Genomic DNA, 18,249 nt, shown 5'->3' with positions numbered 1-18,249 from the left:
TGTGCCGAATGACATGACCAAACAAGCAATCTTGGCGAAATTAAAAGCGGTTTATGGTGATGATCAAGTTGTTGATAAAATCCAAATTCGAGCCGTATCCGCACCGAATGGCTGGAGTGATTCGGTTACACGTGTGATTACCCCAGATTTAAAGAAGATTAGCCAAGGTAAGCTCTCTGTACGAGGCACGCAAGTTGAATTGGTTGGGAAAATGGGTGTACAAACTGATATTCAGCCAACCACCAGTTTATTCCAATCCTTAGTTCAGCCACCTTATCGATTTAATTCTCAAATTTCAGTGAATGCTGCTGAGCAATCTGTGATTGATAATGCCCTAAAAAATCGAATTATTGAGTTTGAATCTGGCAAAGCTGTACTTACCGCAACAGGTACACAAATCTTAGACGAGATGGTGGTTGCATTAAATAAAGTCCAAGGTAAAAATGTTAAAATTGTGGGGCATACTGACAGCCAAGGTAATCCACAGAAGAATCAGGATTTGAGTTTGCAACGTGCTGAAGCGGTGAAGCAATACTTAACTACGAAAGGCATTGCACCGACTCGTTTAAGCACAGCTGGTCTGGGTTCAACCAAACCGGTTGCGGATAATGCAACTGAAGATGGGCGTAAAAAGAACCGTCGTATTGAGTTCGATGTTTTATAAATTTTTATTCCATAACAAAACAATAAAAGGTAGGCACTATGGCACTTCCATATATCACGTTAGGGTCACCCACGACAGGTGGTGGAAAAATTATTTCTGCACAGTCTTCTTTTCTGATTGATGGTAAAGCGATTGCATGTGTAGGCGATAAGGCGACTTGTCCCAAGCATAAATGTGTCGCCAGCATTGTTGCTGGTGATAATCATATGTTGGTAATGGGAAAGCCCGCTGCGCAGCATAATTCACCTTTATCTTGCGGATGTAAATGTATTGGTGATCAGTCATTAACAGTTGGGCAAAATTAAATAGTTCAGCGTATAAAAAAAGCCCCATCATCCTGACGGGGCTTTTTCGTATTGGTTCGCTAGGTAAACTCCTGTTCTACCTCACTTCCTGATGTACAGACCGATTATTATTGTTTTATGTCTGGGAAACTTCCTGTTCCCTATGACTATAGAATAGGGTATTTGCTTAAACTTCCCTAGCCGTCAATGCATGCAAGTGATGTAAGCTAAAGCGTACAATGTGATTCTAGACATTGGCATATTGGATGAGTTTGTTTACCACAGATTTGACTGCTTTATTATCAAACTCATTTCCCTCAAAGGTTTCACTCTTACCACGTTGTCCAATATCTCGCAGTTCAATGACTGCATTAGAGTCAATCATGCCAATAAAAGCACAGACTTGTTTAATTTGATCGATTGAACGTGAACCGTTAGTACCGCCATAGCTGACAAAAGCCGAAGGTTTGCTCTGCCATTCTTTATAAACGAAGTCGATGGCATTTTTCAGTACAGGACTATAGCCGTGATTGTATTCTGGTGTAATGAAAATAAACGCATCTCCAGAAGCAACTTTTTTCGCCCATTCTTGCTGTTTAGGCTGATCATAGATTCCTGAGGCGGGTGAGTTTTTTCCGGCAAAGAAAGGTAAATCCCATTCTTTTAAATCTACAATTTCAACATTGAGGGTACTGAAGTCGAGTTTTTGGATTTCTTTAAGTAACCATTCTGCGACTTTAATGGCAACACGACCTTCTCGAATACTGCCCACGATGATTTGGATATTCATTTATTTTCATCTCTATTTTTCTATGAAAACATTATGCGCAATCAAGGTCATAGGTACAGTAGTGATTTGTATATGATTTTAAAATTTTGAGTTAACAATAAGATTGATCAGGATTTGAATTTCCATTCTAATAAGGAAAATTTTAATTTTGAATAGATATGAAAGACGACATTGCACTGATTATGGCTTTACCCAATGAATCTAAAGGCCTATTTGAACAAGCAGGTATCACCGTCCACTATAGCGGGATTGGCAAGATTAATGCAGCCTATACGGCATTCGATGTTATTCAAAAAACCGGCTGTAAAACCATACTGAATTTAGGTAGTGCAGGAAGTTCTTTCTTTGATGCCCATGAGTTGATTGAAGTAAAAACCTTTGTGCAACGTGATATGGATGTTTCCCCACTCGGTTTTGATGTGGGCGTTACGCCAATGGATGAGCATTTTCCAGGCGAAATTCATTTAGAATCGTATTTTCCACATTTAGCGCAGGGTGTTTGTGGTACAGGGGATAGTTTTGAAACAGGACAACCCAAAGTGAGCTGTAACTTGGTCGATATGGAAGGCTATGCACTGGCTAAAGTCTGTAAAAAATTAGCTGTGCGTTTCGTTTCGATTAAATACATTACAGATGGTGCAAATGACACCGCCCATTTAGATTGGGAAGATAATTTATTATTGGGTGCGCAAAAGTTGTTAAAACTATATCAGTCTATTTATTAAAGACTTAGTTTGTTTGAGTATTATATAAAGTTTAAAATTGAGTCTTGGCGACCATAGAACTCTATGGCCGTTTGCCAAAATAACCAATAAGTATATTGGATGATTAATTGCGCGGTAACACACCATATAAAGTCATATGGATTGTATGTTCAATTGCGCGTTGACACATACTTTTATTACGCAAAGTTTTACCAGTCACCATTTCAATTTGAGTACTAAAGTCTGCATAATTTTGAGTCAATGCCCAAATATTAATAATCAGCAATTCAGCATCGATTTGATCTGATATTTTACCTTGCGCCTGCCAGTTTAAAATCACTTTAGCTTTGCGTTTAAAGAGCTTTTTAAGCGGGCCTTTGAGGATCGGTAAAATATGTGGTGCGCCTTGAATCACTTCTAATGCAAAAAGTTTTGAAGCTTTAGGCTGAGTTCTAGAGATTTCAATTTTGGTCATGATGTAATGTGACAAAGCTTCTGTCGGTTCCAATTCTGACTCAAGCGACTGCAACGGTGCTAACCATTTCTGCATAACTGTCGTTAGCACTTCAACATATAAGGCTTCTTTATTTTCATAGTAGTAGAAAATATTGGATTTATGCATATCTGCTAATTGAGCGATTTCATCTAGACTTGCGCCGTTGAAACCATAGACAGAAAATACGTCAAGTGCAGCATTGAGCAGCTGCTGGCGTTTTTGAGCACTCTTTTTTTGTTCCATCGCATCTTTAATCGAAAAACTGATTATTAAATTGTACGGTAAAATGTTTGATTTGTGCACAGAAAGCAGCATTATTTTGGTATATTTCTGATAAATAATGATGAAGTTTTATTATTAAGTCGATCGTAGATCCCTATTATCTAATTTTGCACTAAACTGGAGCAAATCTTATTTTAAAATTCTGTCAGTTATGACTTAATATTTAAATTTTGTGACATTTTTTAGTATAAGGTTAATTTTTGAGTTAATTTAAAAATTAGATAATCTTAAATAGCATGATTTAATTTTCATTTAAGAAAACTAACTTGCTTTTAAATACCCAGCTCATTTTTAATCAATAGAAACAGTTGAAAACTTAAACATATTTGTGACAGCGAACATTTTCTATCCGATCAAAACGACTAAATATTCGATTTAATTATTCAAGATCAGCAACATGGTTCCGCAAGGTTGGGGTTTGTTGGCATTTCATAAATGGTTTGCGTTGTAGGTTAAAATTGAGCAGGCAAGGCATGAAACGAAGAGAATAGCGAGACTATTTTCGAGTTTCATAACGAAGACTGAGATAATTTTAGCCACAACCCTGAGCAAGAACAAAGCACTGCTTTGTTTGCAGCGCAAGGCGCAGCGGGGGACTTGTGTGTTTTTTGCCGCTAGGTTGTTACGAACTACTCATTTAGAATGACTAAATTTCGTATTTCGCGCCTAGTATCGACTAAAAAATACACGTAGTCGCAAACATAGACGAATTGTCAGCAAACCCTAATATGTAAAGACAAAAATATTCTGCCCGACAATACCTTGCGTTGCCTACAAAAGCGTATTTTGTTGCTGTTCATGTCGCAAGCACAGCACTGAGTACCTGTTGTTCAAGCTCTGCAAACGCCACACCTTTTTGACGTGGACGTGGTAAATCGACTTGAAACTGTTGTGCAATATGCCCTTTATCCAAAAGAATAATACGATCGGCGAGTTGAACCGCTTCACTGACATCATGGGTAACAAGAATCGTGGTAAAGCCTTGTTCTAACCATAATTTTTCAATTAAACTTTGCATCTCTAGTCGCGTCAATGCATCTAAAGCACCTAAAGGTTCATCCAGTAATAAGACTCGTGGTGTATGTGACAAAGCACGAGCAAGCGCCGTTCGTTGACGTTGTCCACCAGAAAGCTGTGATGGCCAAAGTCCAGATTTCTCCTTTAATCCGACCTTTTCTAATAATTGCTCAGCTTTAGAAAATTGGTTTTTGGCTAGACCCAATTGCACATTTTTTAGAATACTTTTCCATGGCAATAAGCGTGGATCTTGGAACATCACCCGAATATCATCTGCAATAATCCCTTCACGGAAATTTAATAAGGATTTAAATTTGATTTCACCATAACTGGGTTGTTCTAAATCGGCAATTAAACGCAGTAGGGTACTTTTACCACAACCACTACGTCCCACAATTGCAACGAATTCACCAGCTTCAATGTTTAAATCTAAGTCCTCAAGAACTTTAACTTCACCATAATATTTATGCAGTTGTTCGATCGAAATTTCTGCACCAATTTTTGCTTGTTGTTCTTCAACAATCTCGGTTGGTGCCACCAAGTCATTGGCATATTGGCTAATGCTTAAATCGGTCATATCAGACTCCTATTTTTGATAACCTGCGTGCCAACGCAATAGGTATTTTTCTAAAAATTGTGCAAATACATCGGCAAGTTTGCCTAAAAGGGCATACAGCAAGATACCCACTAGCACGATATCTGTTTGTAAAAATTCACGCGCATTCATGGTCATATAACCAATTCCAGATTGTGCGGAAATTGTTTCTGCCACAATTAGCAGTACCCAAACCAACCCCAGTGAAAAGCGTAAACCCACTAAAATTGAAGGCATTGCGCCCGGTAAAATAATGTCTTTATACAATTGCCATCTGCTTAACCCATAGCTTTTTCCCATTTCAATCAATTGAGGATCAACTGAACGAATCCCATGATAGGTATTGATATAGATCGGGAAAAACACACCGACAGCCACTAAAAAGAGTTTTGCAGACTCATCAATTCCAAACCATAAAATAACCAATGGAATCAGCGCCAATGCTGGAATATTTCGGATCATTTGCAAGGTGGTATCCAATAAGTTGGATGCAACTTTTGATGAACCATTGAGTAGTCCCAAAAATAAGCCAAGTCCACCACCAACTAAGAGGCCAAGTAGCGCACGACCAGCACTGACTTTGACGTGCTGCCAAAGCTCACCGCTGACTAAAAGTGTCCAAAATGCAGAGACTACCGCTGTCGGCGCAGGTAAAACACGGCTTTCAAGCAATCCTGTTTTAGACGCAATTTGCCAAATGACAATCAGTAAAATCGGCACAATCCAAGGCAGCAAACGCTGCCCAATTTGTTTCGTTCCACGTGAAACGGCAGTGCTTTTGGCTGGAGCAGCATTGTTAATTAAGGCATTCATGCAGGCTCCTGTAATGGTTTTTTATTTTCTTCAGGGGTGTAGTTATTGGCGACGATTTCGCCAAATGGTCCAGTCAAATTAGGTTGTGTGAGTTTCTTGCGTGTTTCCAACGGCAGCAAGGGGAATACCAGTTCAGCAAAGCGAATAGATTCTTCCAAATGTGGGTAGCCTGAGAAAATAAAGGTATTGATGCCTAAATCTGCATATTCTTGGATACGATCTGCAACAGTCTGAGGATCACCGACCAAAGCCGTACCTGCACCGCCACGAACGAGTCCAACTCCTGCCCAAAGGTTTGGCGATACTTCAAGCTTACTACGATCACCATTATGTAGTTCAGCCATACGGCGCTGACCGACGGAATCCATTTGTTTAAATTTTTTCTGTGCAGCGGCGATCGTCGCATCATCTACATATTGGATCAGTTCATTGGCAGCTTGCCATGCTTGTTCATTGGTCTCACGAACAATGACATGTAAACGAATACCATAATTAAGTTGACGACCTTTAGCATCGGCTTTCGCTTTCACTACTGCAATTTTTTCTTTGACCGCAGCAGGTGGTTCGCCCCAAGTCAAATAGGTATCAACTTGCTCAGCAGCCAATTCAATCGCATCTTCAGAAGAGCCCCCAAACCAGAGTGGTGGGTAAGGTGCTTGAATCGGAGGATAAAGCAGTTTGGCATCGTCTACACTTAAACGTTCGCCATGGAAGGTAAATGATTCACCCGTATGTGAACGTTTTAAAATTTCACGCCAAATCGTGGTGTATTCAGCTGCTGTTTTATAACGTGAAGCGTGGTCTTCGTATACGCCATCACCTTTCAATTCTTGCTCATCACCACCTGTAACGAGGTTGAGTAAAACCCGTCCATTGGATAGACGATCAAAAGTTGCAGCCATACGTGCCGCGAGTGCAGGCGTTGTTACGCCTGGACGTAACGCAACCAAGAATTTTAAATTTTTAGTCGCATCAATCAGGCTCGCAGCAGTAATCCATGGATCTTCACACGAACGTCCCGTGGGAATGAGTACACCTTCATAGCCCAAATTATCCACAGCTACAGCAATTTGTTTCATATAAGCATGGTCCACTTGGCGAGCGCCTTTGCTTGTACCTAAATAACGACTGTCACCGTGAGTAGGAATAAACCAGAAGATTTTCATTTCATTCATCCTTAGAAAAATATTATTTCGCTGTCCAAACGGCTTGTTTGATATCAATGCTGTTTGGAATAATTTTGAGTTCGCTAAAACGATTGGCCAGCTGTTGTTGATCTGCAATTACTTTTGCTGAAAGCGGTGCTGCACCCGAAGGTCTTGGGCGTCGTTCAATAAAAGTTTGACTAACTTTCGGTTTTAAACCAGTACTTTGCCCGATGGCTTGCGCTGTTGCGACACGATTGGCTTGTACCCATTTATCCGCAGTATTAATTTGCTGGATAATGCCTTTAACTGCTTGAGGATATTTCTTTACAAAATCTGGAGATGCCAAATAGAAGGTATAATTCGGACTTAAACCTTGCCCTGAAGCGAGGATACGCGCCTGATCTTCGACTTGAGCAGAAGCAAAGAATGGGTCCCAAATCGCCCAAGCGTCGACAGCACCTTTTTGAAATGCAGCACGGGCATCAGCAGGGGTTAACCAAATCGGTTGAATGTCTGACCATTGCAAACCAGCTTTACGGACAGCTTGTACCAATAAATAATGCGCACTTGAGCCTTTCTGTAACGCAATACGTTTACCTTTCAACTCATTCAGTTTGGTGATTTTTGAATCTTTAGGCACTAAAATTGCCGAAGCCAACGGTTTGGCTGCTTCATAGGCAATGTAGTACAGCGGTTTATTCGCGGCTTGGGCATATACTGGTGGGGTATCGCCAGTGACACCAACATCCAGAGAACCTACAGCAAGGGCTTCTAAAATTTGAGGACCCGCAGGGAATTCATTCCAAGTGATTTTGGTATTTGGGAATTCTTTCTCATACAACTTTTGTTGTTTGGCGATTGCAAAATTAATAGAACTTTTTTGAAAGCCTATACGTAATTCTTTTACCGTTGGATCGATTGCCCACACAGAGGCTGAACCCAGCATTGCGCTACAGATCAACATCGTGGTCATGGCATGAGTCGTTGCATTAAACCATGATGCTGTGTTTTGTTGTGCGATTTGCTGGGTCATATTGATGTCCTCTTTAACGGCGCTGTTGGCGAAATTAGTTCGCTAAAACAGCTGCTTGAATGTTGATTTTATTGGGAATAAGTTTTTGTTGATAAAAAGCATCTGCGACAGCTTGCTGTTTCTTTACCACATCGTTAGAAATTGGAGTCACACCAAAACCCATACGAGAAATTGAGGTATTCAAAATATCAAGTGGTAAGCCTGTCGGTTTTTCTAAGAGTTTTGCCGCATCGGTTTGATGTTGAGACACCCACTGCGTTGTCGTATTCAGTTCATTGACCACAATTTTTAAAACATCAGGATGTTGTTCAGCAAACTTACGATCAGCCAAATAGAATTGATGGTTGTTGACCAAGTTTTGACCTGTCGCAATGACTTTGGCATTGAGTTGTTTTTCTGCAGCAGCAAAGAACGGATCCCAAATGACCCAAGCATCTACAGCACCTTTTTCAAAGGCAGCACGTGCATCAGCTGGAGGTAGGTAGACCACTTGAATATCATCAAGTTTTAAATGATTTGCTTCTAAAACTTTGAGTAAAAGATAATGTACATTTGAACCTTTATTCAAAACTACACGCTTACCTTTTAAATCTTGGACTGATTGAATGGCTGAATCTTTCGGCACAATTAAGGCTTCAGCCAAAGGTGCAGCAGGTTGATTGGCAACATAGACCAGATTTGAGTTTGCAGCTTGGGCGAAAATAGGCGGTGCTTCCCCAGATTCACCAAAGGCGACACTACCGACATTTAAACCTTCTAGCAGTTGAGGACCAGCAGGGAATTCAACCCATTTCACATTTACCCCTTTTTCCTTTAAGGCTTTATCTAAGTCGCCACGTGCTTTGATAATGGGCAAGACCCCATATTTTTGAAAACCGATATTTAAGGTTGTGGTTTCTTGTGGTTTTGAGCATCCAGTAAGCATCATGATGGTGGCAAGGCTAGCACTCATAAGGGTGATTTTTTTCCACGAAGGTTGAAATAAGCTCGCCATGAGTCACGATGCTCCTATAAAGTCAGAAAAAGGCATGAGCATCAGCTTAAAAGGCTTTGTATTTTCAAAAAAATAAGTTTTTAGTGATTGCTAATGAAAAAAACAGATAAATAATTAACTGCTAAGCTTAGCTATAAATGAGAAATATAAAGTGGATATTCTATAAAAATATAATGTTATAAGAATTTGAAAATTATGATGTTATTTGTATTATTCAATCGCCATATATAGATTCCACCCTCAAGAATAAGAAAATATTCTGCTTGATGGAATCTATAGCGATAAGCTTAGCAGCAAATGTGATAATTGATTGAGAATAAAAAAATTCATCAATTTTAAGCAATTGATTTTTTAAACACCATCGAATTACGTTGATAGTTATACAGCGCTTGTCGCGCTTCGGGTAAATCATCAACATTGGCCAGTTCAAATCCATGCTCTAAGAACCAGTGTGCGGTTCGCGTGGTTAATACAAACAGTTGTTGAATACCCAATTGACGTGCATTTTCTTCTAGGAAATGCAAAATTTGGCTACCACGATTAGATTTGCGATAGCTTGGGTGTACGGCTACACAAGCAATTTCGGCCGATTGCACTTCATTGTCTGTTGATGGAATCGGGTAGAGTGCAGCACAGGCGAGAATAGTTCCATCTCGTTCAATGACTGCAAACTTTTCAATTTCATTTTCTAAACGTTCGCGTGAGCGATAGACTAAAATACCTTCATCTTCCAAAGGGCGTAATAGATTAATCAAACCGCCAACATCACCAATATTTGCCATACGAACTTCTTCATAATGGGAATCGGTGATCATGGTGCCATGTCCATCACGGGTGAAGAGCTCTTTAATCAATGCACCATCATCGCTATAGGAAAGCAGATGAACGCGATTTACGCCTTTTAGTGAGGCTTCTTTTGCATTGTGCAAATGCAAAGCGATTTCAAAATTTGAATCTTGGTATTTTTCAATATGCTTATCGAGTTGCTGCGGGGTAATTTCACGTCTCAATTGCCCATATTCATCCATTAAGCCCTGTTGATTGCCTAAAAAAATTAATTTATCGGCTTTGATATGAATGGCCGTTTTTGTCGCAACTTCTTCTGCAAGTAAGTTAAATACTTCACCCGTGGTGGAATACCCAGTAGGACCAAGTAATACAATATTTTGATTGCCTAAATGGCCTTGAATGGCTTCAGTATCAATCGTGCGAACTTCGCCAGTGAGTTGGAAATCGACACCATCACGAATGCCATACGGCTTTGCTGTGACAAAATTACCTGAGACCACATCAATGCGTGCACCAAACATAGGTGAATTGGCAAGCCCCATAGACAATAATGCTTCGATTTGTAGACGAATTGAACCAACGGCACTCATAACACAAGGCAGCGATTCACGTGTGGTGACACGACGGTTGATATGGATCGGACTTTGAATTTTATTGTGAAGCAAGTTGGCCGTAATTTGCGGGCGAGCGCCGTGGACTAAAATGAGTCGTATGCCCAATGAATGCAGTAGCGCAATATCATGAATAATATGCTGAAAATTTTCATGTTCAACAGCTTCACCACCAAACATCAATACAAAAGTTTTACCACGATGGGCATTGATATAGGGTGCAGAGTGACGAAACCAATGCACGTATTCTTGCGTTGTGCTTTGTATTGTTTCTAAACTGTCGGTTTGCATGCCTATCTCAGTATTGATGATTGCGATACAGCGATTCTAAACAAAAATAGTGCAAGAATAATAGTCAAAATAAAAAAAGCACTCGAACGTGGGAGGACGAGTGCAAAAGGGTCATATGAGTGTTGCGATTCACATTGGATTATTGAGTTAAAAACCAAATATTTTAAGGATTACTGTTCATTGAAATGACATAATCTAATCTTTTCATTTTGAACAATTTACTGAGGATATTTGCCTTTTTAGCTAATTCAATAATTAACCAGTTCAGATTAAATCTAATCGTAAAATATAGAGAAACTATGGAGATATAAATGAAAGTATGTAGTTTATTTATTTGCCCAATCAATTAGATTTTAATCATATTCTCAAAATGTGAAAAAACCCAAGCTGAGTTGGGTTTAAAAGTTAAAATATAGACATTAACCAATCACACGAATAATACGATTATTTCGCTCATTTACCAGCACATAATCACCATTTACTTTATACCATTGCTGATATCTTCCAGGTTTAGGTAACTGGCGGTAGTTTTTATAATTGACATGATAACGCGAAGAATTGAATTGAGTCGGGAAGTATTGCCCAGAGCGCCAACGCTGACTCGAATTTACTCGGTTGTCATAATGGTTGTTGTTATTCCAACGATTGTCATATTTATGATCCCAATGGTTTTGTTGATAGCGATTGTGATCATTTCGATGATAATCATGCGGTGCAGCCATCGCAGACGTTGCAATCAGCGCACTCATCGATAAAGCCAGTGTCGTTAAGATATTTTTCATTTGATTCACCTGAATTGAACTTTTGTCCTTTGATCTAATCAAATTACTCAATAATTTGAGATAAACGGTGAGCAAGATTTAGGTGAATTGTGAAATGTATGAAGACTTGATGAAGAGACCCATTGGGGTTTTTCTTTTCATAAATAAAAAAGCCCAAAAAAGAATTTGGGCTGTAAATATGTAGTTTGGATATTATCGAATCACACGGATAATATGATGGTTGCGTTCATTAACCAGTACATAACGACCATCTACTTTATACCAGCGTTCAAATTTAGCTGGTTGATGCAGGTTTTTGTATGCACGATAATCATTTACGTAATAGCGATTGTCATGGTAACGATCAGGTAAAATGACACCTTCTCGCCATTCAAATTTTTCATGTGATGCAACAGGGCGATGATTTTGACCATGATCCCAGTCAGCCATTGCTGAAGTAGCAACTAAGGCACTGAGTGATAGTGTGATTGCGCTTAGAACTTTTCTCATTTGAATTGACCTTTTAAGACGGATGCTTTATCCGATCATTCAAATTACAATTTAAGTTAAGATAAAAAATGGAGAAATATCATCTAATTGTCAATTTTATGGAGGTTTCTAGCGTTTTTTAAAAACAGATTGTAAAAGCTGAAATTTAGACAAAAAAAAGCTCAAACAAAAAGGTGTTTGAGCCTATGAAACCAAAATATTAAAAAAACTACATTCCTCGGATATTCACAATATTATTATTGTCTGAGTCGACCAAGATATAGTCATTGTTAATCTTATACCACTGTTGATTACGTGAAGGTTTTGGAAGATTTTCTTCTTTATAATCAACTTTATAACTATTACCACGATAATGCTGTGGCATTACATAACCCATTTGCCATTTGTGTTGTTGCAAACGTTTTACGCCACGTTCTTCACGTTCACGACGTTGTTCTTGAATGTTGTCATCGTCATTACCACGATCACGATGATTGCGTCCACGATCTCCACGGTCACTTTTGCCACGATCAAAACCATTGTCATCGTCAAAATGAGGACCTGCACTGCTGATCTGAGCCGTCAACAGCGTTGATAAAGAGATGGCGATGATCGCTAAAATCTTTTTCATAATCGTCCTCGCTTATTCAATATGTTTATTTTGACCTCACTACTGTACTGCTAAATTGCAGAGAAACTGTGAAGAAAGTTCAGTTTTTCATTTAAAATGACAGACATAATAAAAACATATTTATGTAAAAGTGAAAAGGGTTATTGCAAAGCTTTGAGCTGTAATGCATCGCAGCAAATTTTTTTTAGCGGAATATGTGACTAAAAAATGTAAATATTTATGAAAATAAACTTGTATGCAGGCTTAGAGAGATGACCCCGCTATAAATTGAGCCTGAATGATTAATACCACTGCTGATTCATCTGCTTTAAACAATTGATCGCTTTGATCATCTCTTTAGCTTGATGGGCATCATCTAAGGCCTGAATAAACTGATTTGGAAGCTGTAATTGTTCGATAGAACGAATCATCTCTACTTTATGTTTTAAATCTTTCATAAAAAAACGCCTCAAATTGATCTGCTTAACTTGAGTACTACTATAGAGTAAGCGTTGTTATTTAAGAAACTGAATAAAATTATCATTTTTATTGGGTAAAACGATTTTGATATGGGCTTTTATTAAATTTTTATTTTGACTCTATGACCAATATTTTAAATGACAGGATCGCTTATGATTTTCTCCACACTTCGAAAAGCGTGGAGAAAGAGAAATGTCAACAGACCCTAATCTTGTGCGTCGATACTCTCACCATTCAACGCAAGGCTATCATCTCCCATGAGGTAGAGATAAGCAGGCATGATGGCTTCAGGTGATGGTAAAACCTTTGGATCCTCATCAGGATAAGCTTTGGCACGCATAGCGGTACGGGTCCCACCTGGGTTGATACAGTTATAACGGATATTTGGATAAGTATTTTCTTTGGCAAATATTTTACTAACCGCTTCAATCGCAATTTTTGAAACCGAGTAAGCGCCCCATTGCGCACGTGCTTCGCGTCCTACACCAGAGCTGGCAAAAACGACTGATGCATTTTCAGATTTTTCCAGTAAAGGCAGTAATTCTTGGGTGAGCACAAAGGGTGCACGTAAATTCACCGCCATAACATCATCCCAGACTTCTTCTGGATAATGTGCCAACTCAACACGCTCTCCTAAGATTCCGGCATTATGCAAAATACCATCTAAGCGGCCAAATTGTTGCTCTAGAGTATCGACAAGCAGTTCATAGTCACGTGAAGAGGCAGTAGAAAGCTGCAAAGGAAGAATGGCAGGTTGCGGGGCACCAAGTGATTCAATTTCATCATAAATGACTTCAAGTTTATTGAGCGTGCGACCATGTAACACGACTGTTGCGCCGTGTAAGGCGTAGCTGAGCGCAGCTGCACGTCCAATACCGTCTCCCGCACCCGTAATAAGGATAATTTTATCCTTCAATAAATCTGGGCGAGGTTGATATTCTGAATACTTCATGGGAGACCTCCTATAGTTGTTATGATGTCATTTAGGCTTTGGACGCAATGTCGTTACCCAATCAAACAATGTTTCTCATCATTTAGAATGATTAAATTTTATATGTCTTACTTTGCACTGTTGGAAAAGAACTGCTTCTCGTAAAGCGAGCCGAAGTGCCAACAACGCTATCTTCTATATAAAAACATTGAAACATCATATTCAAGATGTTTCAGTGTTATTTATCATGTTGTTGGGTAAATTGAATGATTTTCTTGAACTTTAACTATTCACAAGTTTTCGAATAACTTGATGTAATTCATCGACATTCTCTACAATACAGTCGGCTTGCCAAGCATTTAAATCATCTTTGTACTGTAATGGTAAATAACCATATGCTGCGAGGATTGTATACATTTGCGCATTACGTCCTGCATCAATATCTCGCGGATGATCACCCACATAGATACATTGTTCAGGTGCAATCTCAATTTGCTTTGCCGCCAGATACATTGGCTCAGGATCTGGTTTGGTCTGAGCGACATCTTCAGGGCAGACCAGAACAGTGCAACGTTGTGTGAGGTTCAATGCGTTCAATAATGATTCACTTAACCAACGTGGTTTATTGGTCACAATACCCCAAGGGATCTGTTGGCTTTCTAACTCTGCCAAAAGTGGATACATACCCGCAAACAGATCTGTGTCTACAGCAATGTCATCACCATACTGATCTAAAAAGCGTTGGCGATGCGCTAAAAAGACTGGATCATCCACTTCAAGTTCAGGATAAACCAGTTTTACCATTGCACGTGCGCCCTCAGAAACCTGAGTGCGGATCAAATCCGCATCAACCTCTGCGCGGCCTTCTTCTCGACACATATTTTGAATAATACGGATAAAATCCGCAGCCGTATCAATCAGTGTTCCGTCTAAATCAAAAAGAACCGCTTGCATCAAACACCTTCATTCACAGTATAAACCATGTAATTCACATCAACATTGGGCGCAAGCCAGTAATGCTTTGTGAGTGGGTTGTAGTGTAAGCCAGTCATATCTTTAAGTTTTAAACCTGAGTTACGAATGTCATCTGCAAGTTCAGACGGTTTAATAAATTTATGATAATCATGGGTGCCTTTTTTCAATAAACGTAATACATATTCCGCACCAATAATTGCGAATAAATAAGACTTAGGATTACGGTTAATTGTTGAGAAAAACACATGACCATTTGGTTTAACTAACTTTTGACACGCTTGGATGATGGATGCTGGGTCAGGAACATGTTCTAGCATTTCCATACATGTAACAATATCGTATTGTCCTGCTTGTTCTTCTGCGAGTTGTTCCACAGGAACCTGGCGATATTCAATATTTTGAACATTTTCTTGTTCAGCGTGTAAGCGAGCCACATTCAATGGTGCTGCACCCATGTCGATGCCTAAAACATCAGCACCACGACGTGCCATACTTTCAGCCAAAATGCCGCCACCACAGCCCACATCAAGAATTTTTTTGCCTGTAAGACCATTGGCATGTTCATCAACCCAGTTTAAACGCAGTGGATTGATTTGATGTAAAGGTCTGAACTCAGAGTGTTGATCCCACCATAAGGCAGCAAGTGCTTCAAATTTAGCAATTTCCTGTGGATCAACATTAAGTTGCGACATGCCGGGCACCTCTAAGTAAATTGTTTTAATCAAAAATTAAGTTCAGTTATGCTAGTGTTTGTTAACACTTCGTCTATTTATGAAATATCAACAGACTCTAGTGTAACCATAAATCCAGAAAAAGCGATGAATCGTGTAAAAAACTTCACAGAAGGAAAACGATTTTCCCATATTTGTTTTATAGTGAATGCATAAGCTATACGAGATGACTACGAGGACAATAAAGTCAATGAAAAAATTTATTTTAGGTGGCATGACTGCCATGGTGATGGCGTTTTCTGTAAATGCCATGGCTGCCGATTTTGTTGCAGGTAAAGATTATACCGTGGTGCAAAACCCAGGAAAAGTTTCAGTTCCGGGTAAAATTGAAGTACGTGAGTTTTTTTGGTATGGATGCCCTCACTGCTTTACATTAGAACCGCATATGCAAGCGTGGTTAAAGAAGATCCCTAAAGATGTTAACTTTATCCGTACACCTGCAGCAATGAATCCATTATGGGAACAAGGTGCTCGTGCATATTATGTGAGTGAAGCATTGGGTGTACGTAAACGTACGCATTTGCCTTTATTCCATACCAATCATGCAGGTAATCAGCAAGTTCTACAAAAAGATGCTTTTGCTAAATTCTTTACTCAGTACGGTGTGCCTGAGGCGAAATTTAACAGTATGTATAGTTCTTTTGCGATCACTGCAAAAATTGCTGAATCAAACCAATTGGCACAACAGTACCAGCTTTCAGGGGTGCCTGCTGTTGTGGTAAATGGTAAATATGTGGTTCAAGGTGAAGATGGTAAAGTGACGCAAGTTGTTGACTATTTGATCAATAAAGAACGTAAAGCCAAATAAGCTTTGCTGTTTTTAAAACCCGCAATTGAATTGCGGGTTTTTTTATTGCTGGTGATATACAGACGAGTTTAGGAGAGAAATTAAGCTCTATCTCGGTCCCAATTTTCGATGCCTTTAAAAATTAAGCGGATTTGCGTCACCGATTGTTTTTTAAGCACCATTTTTTGCAACTCGAGTTCGATGCCAGAGTACTGTCGAGATAAGTTGATCCATGACATTGCCCAAGTAAAAGATAAATTAATCAAAATATTGGTGATCACTTTTAAATCATTTTCATCATGAAAATTTGCGATAACTTCAAACTTTTTTAACGCGTTGGCAAGATCATCATTTAGGAAGTCAATTTCACGGGCGATGGCTTTACGCACCACCTCTGAACCACCCCAACGTTCCGCGATCATAAAAATCCATTGTTGCGGACTGCTGTCTACAGCCTCAAAAAATAGCGCCATGCTGGTTTTGGTTTTCGCTTCAGGATGCGCTAGGCCTTTGCCTAATTGATGTAGGACATTCTTTAAATACAGCGCAACTTGATCCACCAGCTCTTTACCCAATTCATCCATATCTTGGAAATGGCGATAAAACGCTGTCGGAACCAAACCGACTTCACGGGCAACTTCTCGCAAACTGATACTCGAAAATGAACGACCCGATGTGCTTAAGGTTAAAGCAGCATCAAGTAAAGCCTGACGGCTTTGTTGTTTTCGTTCATCGCGTATCGACATTCTGGTATCCAAAGATTTTTGTTGTGATGAGTCTATCAAAAATAAAAACAAATTAAACGACGAATGTCAGTGTACAGGTGTTGACTGAATTTAAAAAATGATTATAGTGTACATATGTTCACTAAAAGAACGTTTGTTCACTCAATAAATAGCAAGCACAAAGAGGAACGTCACATGAGTAGCTATATGCAGTATCAGCCAGAATGGGTTCGTGAGGATTTTGTCGATTTTATCGCTGAAAAAATCAATCCTGTTTGGGCTTGGAAAAAGGTAAAAGCCACGATTATTAAAACTCGTGCATTAAGCCCTGATTTTTATCAAATTCAATTACGTCCAAATCGTAATTTTAAGCATCAGCAGTTTAAAGCGGGACAATCTGTTCTTGTAACTGTTGAAATTGCGGGTGTACGTCAACAACGCAGTTACTCTGTGGTTAAATTTTTGAATAATGGCGATATGATCATTGCTGTAAAACAGCAGGGTAAAGTCTCCAATGCATTGAGCCAGATGGCTTTTGGTAGCATTGTAGAGTTGTCACAAGCTCAAGGTGATTTTGTTTTAGCTCAAGACGCGTCACCATTGTTATTGATTGCGTCAGGCAGTGGAATTACCGCAATTCATTCTTTATTGCTTGAAGCACTTAAAGATTCAAATCGTCCAATTGATTTAATTTATTTTAGTCGTGATGAGGCTTTTCATACAGATCTAGAACAGCTTTATCAGCAACATGGGTTGTTGAATTATCACCATATTCTTACCGCTCAACAAAAGCAACATTTAACTATCGAGTTATTGGAAAGTTTGGTTCCTGATTTCCAACAGCGTCAAAGCTATGCGTGTGGTGCAAGTGCAATGATGCAAAGCATCAATCAAATTTTTCAAGATTTGAATATCACAGATCGTTTGAAACAAGAATATTTCCAGATTGCGGTAGATGAAAGTTTAGAAGCACAACCGATTGTTTTTTTACGCTCACAACAAGAGTTTGATGCGAAATCAAATCTACTTGAAAGTGCTGAACAAGCGGGGTTAAAGCCAACTCATGGTTGTCGTATGGGGATTTGTAATACCTGTACCTGTACCAAAGTGAGTGGTTCGACCAAAAATATGCTGACAGGTGAAATCGACCATGCTTCAAATACACAGATCAAATTGTGTATCAGCCAAGCGATAAGCCCTGTGGTCATTAATCTGTAAATTAAAACAATCATTTCAATAAATTTAAACA

21 protein-coding genes are annotated in these 18,249 nt (G+C 39.2%); 5 read left to right on the top strand and 16 right to left on the bottom strand.

The genetic code is table 11. The features are described from left to right. Positions 1-13: 13 nt before the first annotated feature. Both AS4_RS21330 and AS4_RS21325 read left to right on the top strand, forming a co-directional pair. Positions 14-664, top strand: coding sequence for an OmpA family protein (locus tag AS4_RS21330; protein WP_434087049.1), 651 nt, complete (start codon positions 14-16; stop codon positions 662-664). Positions 665-702: 38 nt separating this feature from the next. Further along, a complete protein-coding gene (locus AS4_RS21325) occupies positions 703-969 on the top strand; it encodes a PAAR domain-containing protein (RefSeq protein WP_004723549.1) in 267 nt (88 codons plus the stop codon). A gap of 226 nt (positions 970-1,195) precedes the next feature. On the opposite strand, the gene AS4_RS21320 is transcribed toward AS4_RS21325, so the two are convergent. After that, a complete protein-coding gene (locus tag AS4_RS21320) occupies positions 1,196-1,738 on the bottom strand; it encodes an NADPH-dependent FMN reductase (protein ID WP_004723548.1) in 543 nt (180 codons plus the stop codon). Positions 1,739-1,896: 158 nt separating this feature from the next. On the opposite strand from AS4_RS21320, the gene AS4_RS21315 reads away from it, so the two are divergent. Then, a complete protein-coding gene (locus tag AS4_RS21315) occupies positions 1,897-2,463 on the top strand; it encodes a 5'-methylthioadenosine/S-adenosylhomocysteine nucleosidase family protein (protein ID WP_096735430.1) in 567 nt (188 codons plus the stop codon). A 103-nt stretch (positions 2,464-2,566) separates the two neighbouring features. Here AS4_RS21315 and AS4_RS21310 read toward each other — a convergent pair whose 3' ends face one another. The 14 genes from AS4_RS21310 to ubiG form a co-directional block, all read right to left on the bottom strand. Further along, positions 2,567-3,181, bottom strand: a complete 615-nt coding sequence (locus tag AS4_RS21310; RefSeq protein WP_016539535.1) for a TetR/AcrR family transcriptional regulator — start codon at positions 3,179-3,181, stop codon at positions 2,567-2,569. 835 nt (positions 3,182-4,016) lie between these two features. Next, positions 4,017-4,814, bottom strand: coding sequence for an ATP-binding cassette domain-containing protein (locus AS4_RS21305; RefSeq protein ID WP_096735429.1), 798 nt, complete (start codon positions 4,812-4,814; stop codon positions 4,017-4,019). A 9-nt stretch (positions 4,815-4,823) separates the two neighbouring features. Continuing rightward, positions 4,824-5,645, bottom strand: a complete 822-nt coding sequence (ssuC, locus tag AS4_RS21300) for an aliphatic sulfonate ABC transporter permease SsuC (protein ID WP_004723544.1) — start codon at positions 5,643-5,645, stop codon at positions 4,824-4,826. Next, positions 5,642-6,811, bottom strand: a complete 1,170-nt coding sequence (gene ssuD, locus AS4_RS21295) for an FMNH2-dependent alkanesulfonate monooxygenase (protein WP_004723543.1) — start codon at positions 6,809-6,811, stop codon at positions 5,642-5,644. The genes ssuC and ssuD overlap by 4 nt, the downstream gene beginning before the upstream one ends. A gap of 22 nt (positions 6,812-6,833) precedes the next feature. Then, positions 6,834-7,766: a sulfonate ABC transporter substrate-binding protein gene (locus AS4_RS21290; protein WP_096735578.1), complete on the bottom strand. Its 933-nt coding sequence runs from the start codon at positions 7,764-7,766 to the stop codon at positions 6,834-6,836. Positions 7,767-7,860: 94 nt separating this feature from the next. After that, on the bottom strand, positions 7,861-8,820 hold the full coding sequence (locus AS4_RS21285; RefSeq protein ID WP_004823603.1) for a sulfonate ABC transporter substrate-binding protein: 960 nt from the start codon (positions 8,818-8,820) through the stop codon (positions 7,861-7,863). Between the two features lie 335 nt (positions 8,821-9,155). Beyond that, complete coding sequence (gene argA, locus AS4_RS21280; RefSeq protein WP_096735428.1) at positions 9,156-10,511, bottom strand: amino-acid N-acetyltransferase; 1,356 nt, start codon at positions 10,509-10,511, stop codon at positions 9,156-9,158. 419 nt (positions 10,512-10,930) lie between these two features. Then, positions 10,931-11,293, bottom strand: a complete 363-nt coding sequence (locus AS4_RS21275; RefSeq protein ID WP_004823605.1) for an RcnB family protein — start codon at positions 11,291-11,293, stop codon at positions 10,931-10,933. Positions 11,294-11,485: 192 nt separating this feature from the next. Next, positions 11,486-11,782 (bottom strand): RcnB family protein, encoded by a 297-nt coding sequence (locus AS4_RS21270; RefSeq protein WP_004723538.1) that lies wholly within the window; start codon positions 11,780-11,782, stop codon positions 11,486-11,488. A 208-nt stretch (positions 11,783-11,990) separates the two neighbouring features. After that, on the bottom strand, positions 11,991-12,392 hold the full coding sequence (locus tag AS4_RS21265; protein WP_034614751.1) for an RcnB family protein: 402 nt from the start codon (positions 12,390-12,392) through the stop codon (positions 11,991-11,993). 281 nt (positions 12,393-12,673) lie between these two features. Further along, positions 12,674-12,829: a hypothetical protein gene (locus AS4_RS21860; protein WP_167468963.1), complete on the bottom strand. Its 156-nt coding sequence runs from the start codon at positions 12,827-12,829 to the stop codon at positions 12,674-12,676. 227 nt (positions 12,830-13,056) lie between these two features. Then, positions 13,057-13,803, bottom strand: coding sequence for a YciK family oxidoreductase (locus AS4_RS21260; RefSeq protein WP_004723535.1), 747 nt, complete (start codon positions 13,801-13,803; stop codon positions 13,057-13,059). A gap of 261 nt (positions 13,804-14,064) precedes the next feature. Further along, positions 14,065-14,739, bottom strand: coding sequence for an HAD family hydrolase (locus AS4_RS21255; protein ID WP_171478430.1), 675 nt, complete (start codon positions 14,737-14,739; stop codon positions 14,065-14,067). Next, on the bottom strand, positions 14,736-15,449 hold the full coding sequence (gene ubiG / locus AS4_RS21250) for a bifunctional 2-polyprenyl-6-hydroxyphenol methylase/3-demethylubiquinol 3-O-methyltransferase UbiG (protein ID WP_004723533.1): 714 nt from the start codon (positions 15,447-15,449) through the stop codon (positions 14,736-14,738). Before ubiG ends, AS4_RS21255 begins: the two co-directional genes overlap by 4 nt. Before the next feature lie 229 nt (positions 15,450-15,678). Here ubiG and AS4_RS21245 point away from each other — a divergent pair, with 229 nt between their 5' ends. Next, positions 15,679-16,296: a thiol:disulfide interchange protein DsbA/DsbL gene (locus AS4_RS21245; RefSeq protein WP_004723532.1), complete on the top strand. Its 618-nt coding sequence runs from the start codon at positions 15,679-15,681 to the stop codon at positions 16,294-16,296. A gap of 80 nt (positions 16,297-16,376) precedes the next feature. On the opposite strand, the gene AS4_RS21240 is transcribed toward AS4_RS21245, so the two are convergent. Continuing rightward, positions 16,377-17,021 (bottom strand): TetR family transcriptional regulator, encoded by a 645-nt coding sequence (locus tag AS4_RS21240; protein ID WP_096735426.1) that lies wholly within the window; start codon positions 17,019-17,021, stop codon positions 16,377-16,379. Between the two features lie 174 nt (positions 17,022-17,195). On the opposite strand from AS4_RS21240, the gene AS4_RS21235 reads away from it, so the two are divergent. Next, positions 17,196-18,218, top strand: a complete 1,023-nt coding sequence (locus AS4_RS21235; protein ID WP_096735425.1) for a ferredoxin reductase — start codon at positions 17,196-17,198, stop codon at positions 18,216-18,218. Positions 18,219-18,249: the final 31 nt, after the last annotated feature.

This window comes from Acinetobacter guillouiae (genome assembly GCF_002370525.2).
GTDB classification, from domain to species: domain Bacteria; phylum Pseudomonadota; class Gammaproteobacteria; order Pseudomonadales; family Moraxellaceae; genus Acinetobacter; species Acinetobacter guillouiae.
The sequence above is the reverse complement of the archived record's forward strand: the minus strand, read 5'-3'. Positions and strand labels throughout refer to the sequence as shown.

What these genes read in the sequence shown, in the direction of transcription:
- ssuD (WP_004723543.1), bottom strand. Translation starts at nt 6,811, where the DNA reads ATGAAAATCTTCTGGTTTATTCCTACTCACGGTGACAGTCGTTATTTA.
- AS4_RS21265 (WP_034614751.1), bottom strand. Translation starts at nt 12,392, where the DNA reads ATGAAAAAGATTTTAGCGATCATCGCCATCTCTTTATCAACGCTGTTG.
- AS4_RS21285 (WP_004823603.1), bottom strand. Translation starts at nt 8,820, where the DNA reads ATGGCGAGCTTATTTCAACCTTCGTGGAAAAAAATCACCCTTATGAGT.
- AS4_RS21260 (WP_004723535.1), bottom strand. Translation starts at nt 13,803, where the DNA reads ATGAAGTATTCAGAATATCAACCTCGCCCAGATTTATTGAAGGATAAA.
- AS4_RS21860 (WP_167468963.1), bottom strand. Translation starts at nt 12,829, where the DNA reads ATGAAAGATTTAAAACATAAAGTAGAGATGATTCGTTCTATCGAACAA.
- AS4_RS21240 (WP_096735426.1), bottom strand. Translation starts at nt 17,021, where the DNA reads ATGTCGATACGCGATGAACGAAAACAACAAAGCCGTCAGGCTTTACTT.
- AS4_RS21320 (WP_004723548.1), bottom strand. Translation starts at nt 1,738, where the DNA reads ATGAATATCCAAATCATCGTGGGCAGTATTCGAGAAGGTCGTGTTGCC.
- AS4_RS21330 (WP_434087049.1), top strand. Translation starts at nt 14, where the DNA reads ATGACCAAACAAGCAATCTTGGCGAAATTAAAAGCGGTTTATGGTGAT.
- AS4_RS21325 (WP_004723549.1), top strand. Translation starts at nt 703, where the DNA reads ATGGCACTTCCATATATCACGTTAGGGTCACCCACGACAGGTGGTGGA.
- AS4_RS21305 (WP_096735429.1), bottom strand. Translation starts at nt 4,814, where the DNA reads ATGACCGATTTAAGCATTAGCCAATATGCCAATGACTTGGTGGCACCA.
- AS4_RS21275 (WP_004823605.1), bottom strand. Translation starts at nt 11,293, where the DNA reads ATGAAAAATATCTTAACGACACTGGCTTTATCGATGAGTGCGCTGATT.
- AS4_RS21270 (WP_004723538.1), bottom strand. Translation starts at nt 11,782, where the DNA reads ATGAGAAAAGTTCTAAGCGCAATCACACTATCACTCAGTGCCTTAGTT.
- AS4_RS21310 (WP_016539535.1), bottom strand. Translation starts at nt 3,181, where the DNA reads ATGGAACAAAAAAAGAGTGCTCAAAAACGCCAGCAGCTGCTCAATGCT.
- AS4_RS21235 (WP_096735425.1), top strand. Translation starts at nt 17,196, where the DNA reads ATGAGTAGCTATATGCAGTATCAGCCAGAATGGGTTCGTGAGGATTTT.
- AS4_RS21290 (WP_096735578.1), bottom strand. Translation starts at nt 7,766, where the DNA reads ATGACCACGATGTTGATCTGTAGCGCAATGCTGGGTTCAGCCTCTGTG.
- AS4_RS21315 (WP_096735430.1), top strand. Translation starts at nt 1,897, where the DNA reads ATGAAAGACGACATTGCACTGATTATGGCTTTACCCAATGAATCTAAA.
- ssuC (WP_004723544.1), bottom strand. Translation starts at nt 5,645, where the DNA reads ATGAATGCCTTAATTAACAATGCTGCTCCAGCCAAAAGCACTGCCGTT.
- AS4_RS21245 (WP_004723532.1), top strand. Translation starts at nt 15,679, where the DNA reads ATGAAAAAATTTATTTTAGGTGGCATGACTGCCATGGTGATGGCGTTT.
- ubiG (WP_004723533.1), bottom strand. Translation starts at nt 15,449, where the DNA reads ATGTCGCAACTTAATGTTGATCCACAGGAAATTGCTAAATTTGAAGCA.
- argA (WP_096735428.1), bottom strand. Translation starts at nt 10,511, where the DNA reads ATGCAAACCGACAGTTTAGAAACAATACAAAGCACAACGCAAGAATAC.